This is a genomic window from Sphingobium chlorophenolicum (assembly GCF_000722875.1).
Lineage (GTDB): Bacteria > Pseudomonadota > Alphaproteobacteria > Sphingomonadales > Sphingomonadaceae > Sphingobium > Sphingobium chlorophenolicum.
This window is the reverse complement of sequence record NZ_JFHR01000087.1, coordinates 1-14,852: the sequence shown is the minus strand read 5'-3', so window position 1 is coordinate 14,852 and position 14,852 is coordinate 1. Positions and strand designations below refer to the sequence as shown.

Annotated in this window: 14 protein-coding genes; 7 read left to right on the top strand and 7 right to left on the bottom strand. The window is 63.0% G+C overall.

Annotated features, from left to right (window positions below):
• Positions 1–128 precede the first annotated feature (128 nt).
• The gene (locus tag BV95_RS21395) at positions 129–539 is read left to right on the top strand and encodes a MerR family transcriptional regulator (RefSeq protein WP_037457069.1); all 411 of its coding nucleotides are present in this window, start codon (positions 129–131) and stop codon (positions 537–539) included.
• A 34-nt stretch (positions 540–573) separates the two neighbouring features.
• Complete coding sequence (locus BV95_RS21390; RefSeq protein WP_037457067.1) at positions 574–2,376, top strand: acyl-CoA dehydrogenase C-terminal domain-containing protein; 1,803 nt, start codon at positions 574–576, stop codon at positions 2,374–2,376.
• A 216-nt stretch (positions 2,377–2,592) separates the two neighbouring features.
• Here BV95_RS21390 and BV95_RS21385 read toward each other — a convergent pair whose 3' ends face one another.
• From BV95_RS21385 to BV95_RS21360, 6 genes are all read right to left on the bottom strand, one after another.
• Positions 2,593–3,954, bottom strand: coding sequence for a methyl-accepting chemotaxis protein (locus BV95_RS21385; protein ID WP_037457075.1), 1,362 nt, complete (start codon positions 3,952–3,954; stop codon positions 2,593–2,595).
• 170 nt (positions 3,955–4,124) lie between these two features.
• Entirely contained in the window at positions 4,125–5,021 is an 897-nt protein-coding gene (locus tag BV95_RS21380) for a DMT family transporter (RefSeq protein WP_037457064.1), read from the bottom strand.
• Complete coding sequence (locus BV95_RS21375; protein ID WP_037457062.1) at positions 5,018–5,428, bottom strand: endonuclease domain-containing protein; 411 nt, start codon at positions 5,426–5,428, stop codon at positions 5,018–5,020. Before BV95_RS21375 ends, BV95_RS21380 begins: the two co-directional genes overlap by 4 nt.
• Positions 5,429–5,502: 74 nt before the next feature.
• Complete coding sequence (locus BV95_RS21370) at positions 5,503–7,023, bottom strand: fumarate hydratase (RefSeq protein ID WP_037457058.1); 1,521 nt, start codon at positions 7,021–7,023, stop codon at positions 5,503–5,505.
• Between the two features lie 92 nt (positions 7,024–7,115).
• A complete protein-coding gene (locus tag BV95_RS21365) occupies positions 7,116–7,937 on the bottom strand; it encodes a hypothetical protein (protein ID WP_037457056.1) in 822 nt (273 codons plus the stop codon).
• A 60-nt stretch (positions 7,938–7,997) separates the two neighbouring features.
• Positions 7,998–8,639 carry a glutathione S-transferase family protein gene (locus BV95_RS21360; protein WP_037457054.1) on the bottom strand — a complete coding sequence of 214 codons (642 nt, stop codon included), beginning with the start codon at positions 8,637–8,639 and terminating at the stop codon, positions 7,998–8,000.
• Between the two features lie 495 nt (positions 8,640–9,134).
• Between BV95_RS21360 and BV95_RS21355 the strand changes: the two genes are divergently transcribed.
• The 5 genes from BV95_RS21355 (at position 9,135) to BV95_RS21340 (ending at position 14,313) form a co-directional block, all read left to right on the top strand.
• Positions 9,135–11,072: a ribonucleoside-diphosphate reductase subunit alpha gene (locus BV95_RS21355; RefSeq protein ID WP_051749935.1), complete on the top strand. Its 1,938-nt coding sequence runs from the start codon at positions 9,135–9,137 to the stop codon at positions 11,070–11,072.
• Positions 11,073–11,133: 61 nt separating this feature from the next.
• The gene (locus BV95_RS21350; protein ID WP_081873483.1) at positions 11,134–11,592 is read left to right on the top strand and encodes an endonuclease domain-containing protein; all 459 of its coding nucleotides are present in this window, start codon (positions 11,134–11,136) and stop codon (positions 11,590–11,592) included.
• Positions 11,593–11,655: 63 nt separating this feature from the next.
• The gene (locus BV95_RS21345; protein ID WP_037457053.1) at positions 11,656–12,711 is read left to right on the top strand and encodes a ribonucleotide-diphosphate reductase subunit beta; all 1,056 of its coding nucleotides are present in this window, start codon (positions 11,656–11,658) and stop codon (positions 12,709–12,711) included.
• A 5-nt stretch (positions 12,712–12,716) separates the two neighbouring features.
• Positions 12,717–13,655: an STM4504/CBY_0614 family protein gene (locus tag BV95_RS23960; RefSeq protein WP_156028733.1), complete on the top strand. Its 939-nt coding sequence runs from the start codon at positions 12,717–12,719 to the stop codon at positions 13,653–13,655.
• Positions 13,656–13,812: 157 nt separating this feature from the next.
• Positions 13,813–14,313: a glycine zipper 2TM domain-containing protein gene (locus BV95_RS21340; protein ID WP_037457051.1), complete on the top strand. Its 501-nt coding sequence runs from the start codon at positions 13,813–13,815 to the stop codon at positions 14,311–14,313.
• A gap of 52 nt (positions 14,314–14,365) precedes the next feature.
• On the opposite strand, the gene BV95_RS21335 is transcribed toward BV95_RS21340, so the two are convergent.
• A partial coding sequence (locus BV95_RS21335) for a thermonuclease family protein (RefSeq protein ID WP_037457049.1) occupies positions 14,366–14,852 on the bottom strand: 487 nt, incomplete at its 5' end.

Below are 14,852 nucleotides of genomic sequence, written 5' to 3'. Positions count from 1 at the left end.
GTCTCGCCCTGTCACCATGCCATATCGCCCCACCCATTCCTCCCCATCTCCCGATGGGGAGGAATAGGATAGCCCTCCTCTCCACCACTCACCTTGACGTAAACGTAAAGCATCGCTAAATCACCGCCATGGACAAACGCACCAGCATTGCGGGCATCATCGACCTGCCCGATCACCGCGACCGGCAGAGCTACAGCATCACCGACCTGTCGGAGGAATTCGGCGTCACCGCCCGCGCCCTGCGCTTTTACGAGGATGAGGGGCTGATCGCGCCGGAACGCCACGGCCTGTCGCGCATCTATTCGCGCCGCGACCGCGCCCGGCTGGCGTGGATATTGCGCGGCAAGCGGGTGGGTTTCAGCCTGTCCGACATTCGCGAGATGATCGACCTCTACGACGCGGACGAGGAGCATGAGGAGCAGCGCCGCGTCACCATCGCCAAGTGCGAGGCGCGCATCGCCCTGCTCAATCGGCAGAAGGACGATATCGACGCCGCCATCGCGGAACTGTCGCAGTTCGTGACCGTCCTGCTCAAATAATCCCCCGACAAAACAGAAACGCCCGGAGAAGATCATGCCCAGCTACACCGCCCCCGTCCGCGACACCCGCTTCGTGCTCGACCATGTCGTGGGGCTGGATCGCCACGCCAACCTGCCCGGCTTCGAAAATGCGACCGCCGACCTGGTGGAGGCGATCCTGACCGAAGGCGGCAAGATCGCCGCCGAAGTGCTTTTCCCGCTGAACGCCGTGGGCGACAAGGAAGGCTGCACCCGCCACCCGGACGGCAGCGTCACCACCCCGACCGGCTTCAAGGCGGCCTATGACGCCTATGTGGAGGGCGGCTGGACCACGCTGCACGCGCCCGCCGAATTTGGCGGACAGGGCCTGCCCATCGTCGTCGCCACGGCGGTCAGCGAATATATGGTGGCCGCCAACCAGAGCTTCAAAATGTATGACGGCCTGACCAACGGCGCGGTGGAAGCCCTGATCGCCAAGGGCAGCGACGAACAGAAGCAGACCTATATTCCCAATATGGTGTCGGGCAAATGGAGCGGCACGATGAACCTGACGGAGCCGCATTGCGGCACTGACCTGGGCCTCATCAAGACGCGCGCCGTGCCGCAGGCGGACGGCAGCTACATCATCACCGGAACCAAGATTTTCATTTCGGCGGGCGAACATGACCTCACCGAAAACATCATCCACCTCGTCCTCGCCAAGACCCCGGACGCGCCGGAAGGCAGCAAGGGCATATCCCTGTTCGTCGTCCCCAAATTCCTGTTGAACGCGGACGGATCGCCGGGCGAACGGAACGCCCTGTCCTGCGGATCTCTGGAACATAAGATGGGCATTCACGGCAACGCCACCTGCGTCATGAATTATGACGGCGCGACCGGATGGCTGGTGGGTGAGGAGAATAAGGGCCTGGCCGCCATGTTCATCATGATGAACGCGGCCCGTCTGGGCGTCGGCCTCCAGGGGCTGGGCCAGGCGGAGATCGCCTATCAGAACGCCGCCCTCTATGCCCATGAACGCCGCCAGGGCCGCGCCCTGACCGGTCCCAAGGATCTGGACGAGAAGGCCGACACGCTGTTCGTCCACCCCGACGTCCGCCGCATGCTGATGGAATCGAAGGCACTGACGGAAGGGTTGCGCGCCCTGATGCTGTGGGGCGCGTTGCAGGTCGACCTTGCCCACCATGCCGCCACGGAAGAGGAGCGGCAGGCCGCCGACGACCTGCTCCAGCTATTGACCCCGGTGATCAAGGGCTATGGCACGGACAAGGGCTTCGATGTCGCGGTGACGGCGCAGCAGGTGTTCGGCGGCCATGGCTATATCTGGGAAAATGGCGTCGAACAATTTGTCCGCGACGCCCGCATCGCCCAGATTTACGAGGGCACCAACGGCATTCAGGCGATGGATCTGGTCGGGCGCAAGCTGGCGATGAACGGCGGCCGCGCGCTCCAGTCCTTCCTGAAGATCGTCGCGGACGAAGTGGCCGACGCCAAGGGCGACGAAAAGCTCGCCCCGCTGGCCGAGGCGCTGGAAAAGGCCAGCGGCCAGTTGGGCGCGGCGACCATGTGGCTGATGCAGAACGCCATGAAGAACCCCGACAATGCCGGGGCGGGCGCGGTGCATTACATGCACATTTTGGGCATCGTCGCGACCGGCCTGATGTGGCTGCGCATGGCGAAGGCCGCGACGGCCCTGCTTGCGGCGGGGGCGGAGGACGCCCCATTCCTGGAAGCCAAGCTGGTGACGGCCCGCTTCTTCGCGGAACGCATCCTCCCCGACGCGGGCGCCCTGCGCCGCAAGATCGAAGGCGGCGCGGAAAGCCTGATGGCCCTGCCCCCGGAAATGTTCCTGCCGGCCTGAGGCGGCCTGCCTCCCGCAAGCGGCGTGCGTGCCAGATGGCCATAGCGGACGCTAAATTCCTCCCTACGCGAAGCGTGGGGAGGGGGACCGCTCGCGAAGCGAGTGGTGGAGGGGAAATACGCAGGTCGTGCCCCTTTCCCCTCCACCAGCCTTCGGCCGGTCCCCCTCCCCATCTCCCGATGGGGAGGAACAGGACAGGTCCGCTTTAAACCAGCCCTACCCCCGATCCTGATAGGCCATCTGCAAAATCCCCCAATGCCGCCCCCGCACATGGATGGAGGCGATCACCTGTTTCAGCAGGATCACCTCCCCCGCCGCGTTCAGCCGCCGGTAGGCCTTGATGCAGAAGGGCTGGGTGGTCCGGCACTGCTCCCGCGTGTCGGGATAATCGAAGATCAGCCCCTGCCGCGAATTTTCGAAATTCCAGTCGTCGTCGCCCGGCCGCTGCGGATGCGACCGTTCCGGCATGGCGACCGCGCCGAAACTGTTGCGATCGGTGAAGGTCATGCCGAACAGGCCCGGAAAGACCCGCGCCCGTTCCTGCTGCACCCGCGCCGCCGGGATCAGCACCGGCTGGACCGGATGGTCATATTGCACCGGCCGGGTGCCGGGAATGGGGATATAGGATTCGCTGAACAATTCCGCTTCGCCCAGCCGCCCCTCGGCGACGGCCTGCTCCAGCGCGCCGCTCACCGCCTGCGCGGCGTCCAGGCAGAAATCGATATAGGGCGTGTCGGGAATCTCCACCCCGCTTTCGGCCACCAGTTGCAGCAGCCGGTTGGTGTCGTCGCTGGCGGTGGAGATGCGGCCGGACAGTCTTTGCAGCCCGTCGGCATTGTCGGTGGAGGTGCTGGCCAGCGCCGCCAGCCCGCCGCGTATCTCGCCCGCCGATCCGACGATGGAGGCGATGCGCGCCGCCACGGTCTCGCTGTTGCCGGACAGATCGTCCATCAACGCGCCCAGCCGCTCGACCAGCAATTCGATATTCTTGGTGTCGTTCAGCGCCGTGCGCGCCGTCTCCGCGCCATGGACGATGCCCTCCAGCATCTTGCCCGCCTCCCCGGTCAGCGCGCCGATCGACTGGTCGATGGTCCGGGTGGCGGCGGCGGTCTCCTGCGCCAGCTTCTTGACCTCGGCGGCGACCACGGCGAAGCCGCGCCCGGCATCGCCCGCCCGCGCCGCCTCTATGGTGGCGTTCAGCGCCAGCAAATTGGTCTGGCTGGCGATGCCGCTGATCACGCTGGTCACATGGGCCACGGTCTTCAGCGCCTCGCGAAAGCCGTCCAGCCGCTCGTGCAGGCTGCTCACCCGTTCGATCAGGTCGACGAAATTGCCGTTGGCGTCGGACAGTTGCCGCCCGGAATCCTGGATGATGCCCCGCGCCGCGACCGCCTTTTCCCGCGCATCCCGCCCGGCCAGCGCCACGCTTTCGCCGTCGTCGGACAGTTGCGCGGCCGCGCCGCTGATCTCCTCGATCGTGCGGGCCTGGTTGGTGACGCGGCCCGCCAGTTCGCTGATGTCCGCCTGCAGGTCCAGCGTGCGGATGCCCAGGTCGCCCGACAGCCTGGCCACCTTCACCACCGCCTGCTCGACGTCCCGGTTTCTTGCCTGATTTTCCACGGGAAAAATGGCTATCGTACGATGGTAAAATATCCGTTAGCGATGCGGCGGGCCGTTAGTCGAACTTGCTCCGTTCGGGCTGAGCTTGTCGAAGCCCAGTCCTGAGCCTGTCGAAGGACTTGCGTGCCCTAAAGCGACCCCATCAGCGCCAGCACGACCCCGCCCACCACCAGCATCAGCCCCATCACCTCGCTGCGCGCCATCCGCTCGCCCAGGTAGAAATGGCCGAAGCCCAGGGTGAAGACGACCTCCACTTGCCCGACGATCCGCACCAGCGCGACCGGCGCGGTGGCGAAACCGGTGAACCAGCAGGCCGAACCCAGCGCCGACAACAGCCCCACCTGCCCCGAAACCCGCCATCCGCGCAGCACCCGGCGCATCTGCTCCGGCTCCCGCAGCAGCAGATAGCCGCCCTGCATTGCCGCCTGCATCGCGACAGTCACCACCAGCACGACCAGCGCCGCCAGCACCGGATCGCCGCCGCCCACCATCTGCGTCGCCCGCCGGACAGCGACGGCGGTCAGCGCGAAGAAGAAACCCGAAGCGATCCCGCACAGCGCCGCCGGTTGCCCCAGCGACCGGACGAAGCCCGCCTGCCTGCCGCCCGCCGACAGCAGCATCACGCCCATCACCCCGCAACCGATCCCCGCCCAGGCCAGCGGATGCAGCCGCTCCCCCATCAGCAGGAAGGACAATATGGCGCCCTGCACCGCCTCCGTCTTGGAATAGGCGGTGCCGACGACGAAATTGCGATGGGCAAAGGCCATGATCAGCAAATTGGTCGCAATGATCTGCGCCAACCCGCCCCCCAGGCAAAAGAGCAGAAACGAAGCATCGGGCAAAGGCCAAGGCCCGGTAAAAACCAGCCGATACCCCGCCAGCAACATCACCGCAAAAGGCAGCCCATATAGATAGCGCACCACCCCCGCCGCATTGACGGACAGATCATGGCTGACCCGCCGCTGCACGGCGGTCCGCCAAGCCTGCGCCACCCCCGCCAACAAAGCCGCCGCCAACCAGATCACCTAAAAATCCTCCCCATGCTTGCATGGGGAGGGGGACCATCCGCAGGATGGTGGAGGGGAAATGCGCGGCAGTGGTGCAGGATATGCACCGTCACGGCTTCAAACTCCCGAAGAACATCGACAGCCCTTATCCGCAGAACACGGATATTCTGAGTGCTCAGCCACTCATCCCGCCGCGCATCCAGCACAACCCGCTCGGCATTATCATGAAAGCCGCCATCGACCTCCACCCCCAGCCGCGCCGAAGCACAATAGAAGTCCAGCACGAAAGGCCCAACCGGATGCTGCCGCCTGAACTTCACCCCCTCAGGCCGCTCCCGCATCCATTGCCAGAGCTTGATCTCCGGCGGCGTCAACTCCCGGCGCAGCACTCGCGCCGCGCCCACAGTTTTTCGTCTCGGCGGCATCGCACTTCCCCTCCACCACTCGCTACGCGAGCGGTCCCCCTCCCCATGCAAGCATGGGGAGGATTTGGCGAACCTCACGCCTTTTCGAGAAGCCCTTCCTTCCGGATCTTCTCCTGCCACACCAGCGGGGCGAGCCGGTGGACATTCTGCCCTTCGCTATCAACGGCGACGGTCACGGGCATATCCTGCACATCGAATTCGTAGATAGCCTCCATGCCCAGATCCTCGAAGCCGACCACCTTGGCCGCCTTGATCGCCCGCGCCACCAGATAGGCCGCGCCGCCGACCGCCATGAGATAGGCGCTCTTATGCTTGGCGATGGAATCGGTCGCAGCAGGCCCGCGCTCCGCCTTGCCGACGCACGCCGCCAGACCCTGCTCCAGCATCATGTCCATGAACTTGTCCATGCGCGTCGCAGTGGTCGGCCCGGCCGGACCCACCACTTCGTCGCGCACCGGATCGACCGGCCCGACATAATAAATGACGCGCCCCTTGAAATCGACCGGCAGTTCCTCGCCCCTGGCCAGCATGTCCTGAATCCGCTTGTGCGCGGCGTCGCGCCCGGTCAGCATCTTGCCGTTCAGCAGCAGCCGGTCGCCATGCTTCCAGCTTTGCACCACTTCGGGCGTCAGCTTGTCCAGGTCGACCCGGATAGCCTCCTTGCTCGGCTTCCAGTCCACCTGCGGCCATTCCGAAATCTTCGGCGCCTCCAGATAGGCCGGACCCGACCCGTCCAGCGTGAAATGCGCATGGCGGGTGGCGGCGCAGTTGGGGATCATCGCCACCGGCTTGCCCGCCGCATGGCAGGGATAGTCGTAAATCTTGACGTCCAATATGGTCGAAAGCCCGCCCAGCCCCTGCGCGCCGATGCCCAGCGCATTGACCTTGTCGAAAATCTCGATGCGCAGCTTCTCGATATCATTCTGCGGCCCGCGCGCCTTCAATTCGCCCATGTCGATGGGCTCCATCAGCGATTCCTTGGCCAGCGCCACGGCCTTTTCCGCCGTGCCGCCGATGCCGATGCCCAACATGCCGGGCGGGCACCAGCCCGCGCCCATCTGCGGGATCATCTCCAGCACCCAGTCGACGATGGAGTCGCTGGGGTTCATCATCTTGAACTTGGTCTTGTTCTCCGACCCGCCGCCCTTGGCCGCGACGTCGACGGTCACCTTATTGCCCGGCACCAGCTCGACATTCAGCACGCAGGGCGTGTTGTCCTTCGTATTGACGCGGCTGAACGCCGGGTCTTTCAGGATAGAGGCGCGCAGCCGGTTCTCCGGGTTCAGATAGGCCTTGCGCACGCCATCGTCGATCACCTCCTGCATGGAGCGGCTATTATCGTCCAGGCGGCATTCCATGCCCCATTTGACGAAGACGTTGACGATGCCGGTATCCTGGCAGATCGGGCGATGCCCCTCCGCGCACATGCGGCTGTTGGTCAGGATCTGGGCGATGGCGTCCTTCGCCGCCGGATTGGCCTCCGCATCATAGGCTTTGCCCAGCGCCCGGATATAATCCATCGGATGATAATAGCTGATGAACTGGAGCGCGTCGGCGACGCTCTCGATCAGATCGGCGGTCTTGATGACGGTCATCTACCCTGGTCCCTAAACTAGCGGCCCGCCTGGCACGGCGGGTCCATGCAGGCGCGGCTATAGGCCTTTGGCGGGATGAGTCCAGATGGTGGCTACCATCGGCGGCGGTTGTTGATCGCGGCGGCGACGGCCAGTTTCAGGCGGCGCAAAGGCTTGCGCCGTTCCGAATAGCTTTCGAGCTTCGCGATCTTGGCGCGATAATCGGCATCGTACAGCACGGGGTGAAAGATACGGAAGGGCGCGCGCGACGCCAGTTCCCGCTCGAACCGCTCGCCTTCGATCGGCATGTAGAAACTCAGGCTTTCCGAATCATAATATGTCCGTCCGTCCCGATTGAAATCGCGAAGCGTCAGGCTGGAAGCCGACAGGGTGGTCGCCACGAAGACCTCATCGTTCGGCCATGCCAGACGTCGCGACAGTTGCCTGCTGTGCTTCACCCGCTTGGCGAACAGCAAGTCGATGGCCGCCCCCGAAAAGCGGCTGATCGGAAACAGGCAACGGACGGGTGCGACATCCCGCGCTGCGCCAAAGACCGTCCAGTACCAGTCCGGCGTGGCGGGCCCCAGATGCGTCAGCAGGGCATCCGCGGGTTCGGCAGCATGATCGCGGAAAAAAACGTCCAGCCCCTCCGCCGGGAAGCGAACATCATATTCGATCAGCCAATAAAAGGGCGCGTCGAACTGCCGACGAGCGAGGTACAGCCCATAATCCCCGCATTTCCAGGCGAAATTGCGCGGCGCGAACAGCCCCAACGCCTTGACCGCAGCCCGGTCCAACCGGATATGCGCGCCGCTTGCTCCATCATCGTAACGCGCGTCTATCAGCGGGACGACCGGCAGGCCGCTTGCTTGCTCCAATTGTCGAGCGAAGCGCGCCGTGCGCTCGCTCATGCGGGTCGTGCGAAGAATGATCATGGTGGTCCTGACGCGGGCGATGGGCTTGCTGTTAATGCCTTGAACGGCATCAAGTCCAGATCACCCATCGGCATAGGGAAACAGATGCCACCACGGCTCCTTTTCCCGCAGCACCCGCGCAAAGCTGTCCCGCGCCTCCAGCCGGTCGAGATAGGCGCCCAGCCCCGGAAACGCCTCCCGCACCGGCACGATCCTGTCCGCGTAGAAGAGGGCAGGCGCCGCCGCGCAGTCCGCCAGCGTGAAATCGTCCCCCGCCGCCCAGCGCCGCCCCGCCATCCGCGCCTCCAGCAAGGCATAGGCCTTGCCCAGCAGCAGCTTCGCCTGTTCCACCCCATGGGGATCGCGCGCCACGCCTTCGGGCCGGATGCGGTCCCCGACAATGTTCTGCATCGGCGTCATCACATAATGGTCGAACAGCCGGTCCATCAGCCGCACCTCCAGCGCGGCGTCGGCATCCTGCGGAATCGCCCGGAACGGTCCGGGATGATGCAGCCCCAGATATTCGATGATGACGCTGGTTTCCGCCACCACCCTGTCGCCGTCGCGCAGCAGCGGAAATTTCCCGATCGGCCACAGCGCCAGCCATTCCTCCGCCGCGCCCGGCTCCTCCAGCATCCGGAGTTCGAACGCCGCGCCATTCTCATAAAGGGCGATCAGCACCTTCCAGCAACAGGAGGATAGAGGATGATAATAGAGAATCATGAAGGCGTTCCTCCCTGCCGTGGCCGGTCCCATATCCGCACCACATCATATCGTCATCGTCCGGTCATATCCGCTGCGATGAATCGGCCGCATCACGCAAATCCGTGGCAAGCCAAATTTATTTTATGAGCGCAATTGTCCCTCTTGCCTTTTGCGTACCCAAGGAAAGTCCGTGCGTCGCTGCGATGCGACGTGCCGAACCGTCGATGAAACGAATCCCCGCAGCGACGAACCGAGTCTTCGAACCGTCATTTACCCCCTTGCAAGCAAATGAAGCTGTGGCACTATCCCTTGTATCGGGTTAACGGGGGTTACCCAACAGATTGTGATCGCACCAACCGGGCCGGTTCCCGGAAGGAGGGGGTTTTTGCCCTTGCGATCCGGTCTGCTGGCCCCATCTCCGTGCCTGACCGGGTCGAATAAGCGAATTTCTCTCGGGCGAGCCGACCATGGCTTGACCGAATCGAACGAAAGAGGAACATTCGGGGGCTGGTCATGGATTTTCGAGACAGCGAACAGGTGAGTGCAAGCGACGTGGCAACCGTGATTGACGAAGTGGTCGAAACCGTGGCGGAACAGAAAAAGGCAGCGCCGGCGCCCAAGGCCGATCCGACGCCCAGCTCGTCCACCGTGCTGGAGCGCCGCTTCCATGTCGTGACGGACGACAGCCGCGACGCGCTGCTGACCGATTTCGGCAAGGACACGTTGCAGGACCGCTATCTGCTGCCCGGCGAATCCTATCAGGATCTGTTCGCCCGCGTGGCCGCCGCCTATGCCGACGACGCCGACCATGCCCAGCGCGTCTACGACTATATCTCGCGCCTCTGGTTCATGCCCGCCACGCCCGTCCTGTCGAACGGCGGCACCGGTCGCGGCCTGCCCATCAGTTGCTATCTCAACAGCGTCGACGACAGCCTGGAGGGCATCGTCAACACCTGGAACGAGAATGTCTGGCTCGCCTCGCGCGGCGGCGGCATCGGCACCTATTGGGGCAATGTGCGCGGCATCGGCGAGCCGGTGGGCCTCAATGGCAAGACCAGCGGCATCATCCCCTTCGTCCGCGTGATGGACTCGCTGACCCTCGCGATCAGCCAGGGCAGCCTGCGCCGCGGTTCGGCCGCCTGCTATCTCGACATCTCGCACCCTGAGATCGAGGAGTTCCTTGAAATCCGCAAGACCAGCGGGGACTTCAACCGCAAGGCGCTGAACCTGCACCACGGCGTCCTGCTGACGGACGAATTCATGGAGGCGGTGCGCGACGGCAAGGAATTCGCGCTGCGCAGCCCGAAGGACCAGTCGGTGCGCGGCTCGGTCAACGCCCGCGCCCTGTTCCAGAAGCTGGTGGAGGTCCGCCTCGCCACCGGCGAACCCTATATCGTCTTCAACGACACCGTGAACCGCACGATGCCCAAGCATCACCGCGATCTCGGCCTCAAGGTGTCGACCTCCAACCTCTGTTCCGAAATCACTTTGCCGACGGGTCGCGACCATATCGGCAATGACCGCACGGCCGTCTGCTGTCTTTCCTCCCTCAACCTGGAAACCTGGGAGGAGTGGAAGGACGACAAGCAGTTTGTCGAGGATGTCATGCGCTTCCTCGACAATGTGCTGCAGGACTATATCGACCGCGCGCCGCCGGAAATGGCGCGGGCGAAATATAGTGCGAGCCGTGAACGGTCGGTGGGCCTGGGGGTGATGGGGTTCCACTCCTTCCTCCAGGCCCGCGGACTCCCCTTCGAAGGCGCGATGGCCAAATCGTGGAACCTGCGCATCTTCAAGCATATCAACGAGAAGGTGAACGAAGCCTCGATGCAGCTCGCGGTCGAGCGGGGCCCGTGCCCGGACGCCGCCGACATGGGCGTGATGGAGCGTTTCTCCTGCAAGATGGCGATCGCGCCCACGGCGTCGATCAGCATCATCTGCGGCGGCGCGTCGGCCTGCATCGAACCGATCCCGGCGAACATCTACACCCACAAGACGCTGTCCGGCAGCTTCGCGGTGAAGAATCCCTATCTGGAAAAGCTGCTGGTGGCGAAGGCCAAGGACAGCACGGCGGTGTGGAATTCGATCCTGGAAAAGGGCGGCAGCGTCCAGCATCTCGACTTCCTCAGCCAGGAGGAAAAGGACACGTTCAAGACCAGCTTCGAGATCGACCAGCGCTGGCTGCTCGAACTGGCCGCCGACCGCACGCCCTATATCGACCAGGCGCAGTCGCTGAACCTGTTCATCCCGGCGGACGTGGAAAAATGGGACTTGCTCATGCTCCACTACCGGGCGTGGGAACTGGGCATCAAGTCGCTCTATTATCTGCGCTCGAAATCGGTCCAACGCGCCGGCTTCGCGGGCGGCGTGGAAGCCGACAACACCATCGACGCCCCCAAATTCGAAATCGGCGAGACCACCGACTATGACGAGTGCCTCGCCTGCCAGTAAGCACCAAAATCCCTCTCCTTCCAGGAGAGGGAGGGAGCCGCGCAGCGGCGGAAGGGTGAGGATGATGCGCAACTACCGCGATCTCCCCTCAGGCTCGGTAAACCGCGCCAAAACCCTCCGCCGCAACGCCACGGAGGCGGAAAAACGCCTCTGGAACGCCCTGCGCGAAAAGCTCCCGGAAGCGAAATTCCGTCGCCAGGTGCCGCACGGCCCCTATGTAGCGGATTTCCTGAATTTCGCGGCAAAGCTGGTCATCGAAGTCGACGGCGCCACCCACGCGGAACGCACCGAACAGGATGCCGCCCGCACCCGCTATTTCAAGGCACAGGGTTATCATGTCCTGCGCTTCTGGAACCACGAAGTGATGGAAAACCTAGACGGCGTCCTCACCCAAATTTCCCTCTCCTGCCAGGTCGAACGGAGTCACGTGTCTTCGTTCGAGGAGGGAGGCGCGAAGCGCCGGAAGGGTGAGGACGACCCAAACGCAACCCATCCAACACCCTCACCCTCCCACGCCTGACGGCGCGGGCCCCTCCCTCTCCCGGTGGGAGAGGGGTATAAGAGATTATTCGGAGTAACCACCATGCCCCTTCTTCAAGCCAGCAAGGTCTACAAGCCCTTCGAATATCCCTGGGCCTATGAGTTCTGGAAGCGCCAGCAACAGCTCCACTGGCTGCCGGAAGAAGTGCCGCTGGGCGAGGATTGCCGCGACTGGGCGCAGAAGCTCAGCGATCATGAGCGCAACCTGCTGACGCAGATTTTCCGCTTCTTCACCCAGGCCGACGTGGAGGTGCAGGACTGCTACCACGACAAATATGGCCGCGTGTTCAAGCCGACCGAAATCAAGATGATGCTGACCGCGTTCAGCAACATGGAAACGGTCCACATCGCGGCATACTCGCACCTGCTCGACACCATCGGCATGCCCGAAACCGAATATTCGGCCTTCATGCAATATAAGGAGATGAAGGACAAACACGACTATCTGGCCCAGTTCGGCGTCGACACGGACGAGGATATCGCCAAGACCCTCGCCATGTTCGGCGGCTTCACCGAGGGGCTTCAGCTTTTCGCCAGCTTCGCGATGCTGATGAACTTCCCGCGCTTCAACAAGATGAAGGGCATGGGCCAGATCGTAAGCTGGTCGGTCCGCGACGAGACGCTGCACTGCGAAGGCATCGTCCGCCTGTTCCACGCCTTCGTGAAGGAACGCGACTGCCTGACCGCGTCGGTCAAGGACGACATCATGGACATGTGCCAGAAAACGGTGCGGATCGAGGACGCCTTCATCGACCTGGTGTTCGAAATGGGTCCGGTGCCGGGCATGACGCCCAAGGACATCAAGAAATATGTCCGCTACATCGCCGACTGGCGCCTGGGCCAGTTGGGCCTGAAACCGATCTACATGATCGACGAACACCCCCTCCCCTGGCTGACCCCGCTGCTGAACGGCGTGGAGCACGCCAACTTCTTCGAAACCCGCGCCACCGAATATTCGAAGGCGGCGACCCGCGGCCAGTGGAACGACGTCTGGGACGCCTTCGACCGCCGCACCAAGCTGAAAGGCGGCGAAGCAGCCAACGCGGATGAAGCAGGCGACCCCGACATGTTCAAGGCAGCGGGCATCGCGGCGGAGTAAAATTATTGATTTACGAGCTACTGTCGCGTCGGAAGAAAAAATTTGATCGCAGCGGTGTACGCGATGTCTATCAGTATGACACCGTTCCGGGGAAACTCCGGGTGCAAGTCCAACAAATTCTGATCGACGCGATTGGGCCGCAATATAGGGTCGATGCCTATGCTATCAGTGGTCCTGCGCATAATCCCGAAGCGTGGGAAGTGATTCACAAGATTTTGTGCCGAGAATTAGGTAGACATCGCCTTACAGATTCGAGTTACTCTCTCCATAATGAAGGCGTTTTAAATTATCTCGGTACTGCTAACGCTGAGGATTTCATAGATGCTTTGGAAGTTTGCTGTCGAGTAATTGATATTACCATCGGAAAATGGAATTCCGGTCAATTGCAAATGCATGGCGTTAAGCAAGATTCTGCATCCGCTCTTCAGGAGATCAATTATCGGCTAAAAGAGTCTGCCTTGGGATACGAATATGCCGATGGGCAAATGATCCGGATGGATTCAGAATATACACACGAAGAACTTATTAAGCCTGCTTTGGTTCTCTTATCTGGAAAGCATTTTGAAGGTGCTCAAGAAGAGTTTCTGGATGCTCATAAGGAATATAGAGCAGGTAATTATCAGAAGGCTATCGTTTCTTGTGCAAAATCTTTCGAGAGTGCTCTGAAAGTAGTTTGCAAAATTAAAGGTTGGCCATACGAAAAAGGCGCAAGGGCTTCCGATTTATTGCGCCGGGTTCGCAGCGAAGGATTATGGCCTGATTATCTTGATGGGTCATTTGATCAACTTCTGGCTACTTTAACTTCCGGATTGCCGAAAGTCCGAAATGATGCTGGAGCGCATGGGCAGGGGCCTGAACGCCGGACCGTGCCACCCTATGTCGCGGCCTACGCTTTGCAGTTATGCGCTGCCAAAATTAAGCTGATCGCCGCTGCTGCGGAATAGAATGTCAACTGATGGTGACAAGGCAAGACGCCGATCCCCCCTCAACACCATCCTCTACCCCTCCCTGTCCCCCAAATGAACGCCTCGTTTTGTTCCGTTCATGCAACGTTTATGCGCGTTCGGATGTTCTCCCTCATCATAACCAAGGGAGCCTGAGATGAAGTTCACCCTGAAAACCGCCTTCGCCGCCCTGTCCCTCGGCGCCGTGACGCTGAGCGCGGCCCCCGCCGCCGCCGATCCCCCGCCCTGGGCGGGTCACGGCAAGGGTCACGGCCGCGACGACTGGAAACATGGCGGCCGCCACGACAATGGCCGTCACGAAGGTTGGCGCAAGCCCGGCCGCGTCGTCTACAATTACGACTGGAACCGCCCGGACCCGCGCTATGGCCGCCATTATCGCCCGGACCGCTATTATCGCGCCGGTTATGAGCCGATCCGCGTGACCCGCAGCACCCGCATCTATCGCGGCTATGACGACCGCTATTATTGCCGCCGCCCGGACGGCACCACCGGCCTGATCGTCGGCGCGGCGCTGGGCGGCCTGCTCGGCGGCCAGCTCGACCGCGGCTATTCCAACACGGCGGGCGTCCTCATCGGCGCGGGCGCAGGCGCGCTGCTCGGCCGCGAAATCGACCGCGGCAACCTCAACTGCCGCTAAAGACCAGGGGCTGAGGGAGGCCACCCTCCCCCAGCCCCGTTCAACACCCCATTCAACACCAGGGCCGCCGCGCCCCTTCCCATTCCCGCGCCAGCCCTTCGGCCACCAGCATCTCGCCGATCGACTCCCCGTCCCGCGTCACCACCCGCAGCGCCCGGCCATAGCGGTCCATATCCCGGTCCCCGCTCTCCAGCGAAAAGGGGCCCGCATTCATCAGCGCCTGCAACCGCAGCGTCGCCCGCTCCCCAAGCGCAGCCTCCTCCGCGCAGCGCGGCGGATGGGTCTCCGGCGCGTCGATGTCCATCACCCGCACCCTTTCCCCCTGAAACCAGAAAGTGTCGCCATCCACGACGCAATTGGTCCCGCCCCCGCTATGGCAAAGCCCGAACCGCGCCGACAGCGTGTCGCGGACCACCGGCCCCGGCACGTCCCAGGCGGAAAAGCGCCGCGCCACATCCGGCCCGAACCAGCCCAACCCCGCGCCGATCAGCATCCCGCCGATCACCAGCATCGCGAAGGAAGGCCCCTTCCCCCGCCTC

Coding starts and splice junctions, on each gene's coding strand:
- BV95_RS21395 (WP_037457069.1), top strand. CDS start 129: ATGGACAAACGCACCAGCATTGCGGGCATCATCGACCTGCCCGATCAC.
- BV95_RS21390 (WP_037457067.1), top strand. CDS start 574: ATGCCCAGCTACACCGCCCCCGTCCGCGACACCCGCTTCGTGCTCGAC.
- BV95_RS21375 (WP_037457062.1), bottom strand. CDS start 5,428: ATGCCGCCGAGACGAAAAACTGTGGGCGCGGCGCGAGTGCTGCGCCGG.
- BV95_RS21370 (WP_037457058.1), bottom strand. CDS start 7,023: ATGACCGTCATCAAGACCGCCGATCTGATCGAGAGCGTCGCCGACGCG.
- BV95_RS21365 (WP_037457056.1), bottom strand. CDS start 7,937: ATGATCATTCTTCGCACGACCCGCATGAGCGAGCGCACGGCGCGCTTC.
- BV95_RS21360 (WP_037457054.1), bottom strand. CDS start 8,639: ATGATTCTCTATTATCATCCTCTATCCTCCTGTTGCTGGAAGGTGCTG.
- BV95_RS21355 (WP_051749935.1), top strand. CDS start 9,135: ATGGATTTTCGAGACAGCGAACAGGTGAGTGCAAGCGACGTGGCAACC.
- BV95_RS21350 (WP_081873483.1), top strand. CDS start 11,134: ATGATGCGCAACTACCGCGATCTCCCCTCAGGCTCGGTAAACCGCGCC.
- BV95_RS21345 (WP_037457053.1), top strand. CDS start 11,656: ATGCCCCTTCTTCAAGCCAGCAAGGTCTACAAGCCCTTCGAATATCCC.
- BV95_RS21340 (WP_037457051.1), top strand. CDS start 13,813: ATGAAGTTCACCCTGAAAACCGCCTTCGCCGCCCTGTCCCTCGGCGCC.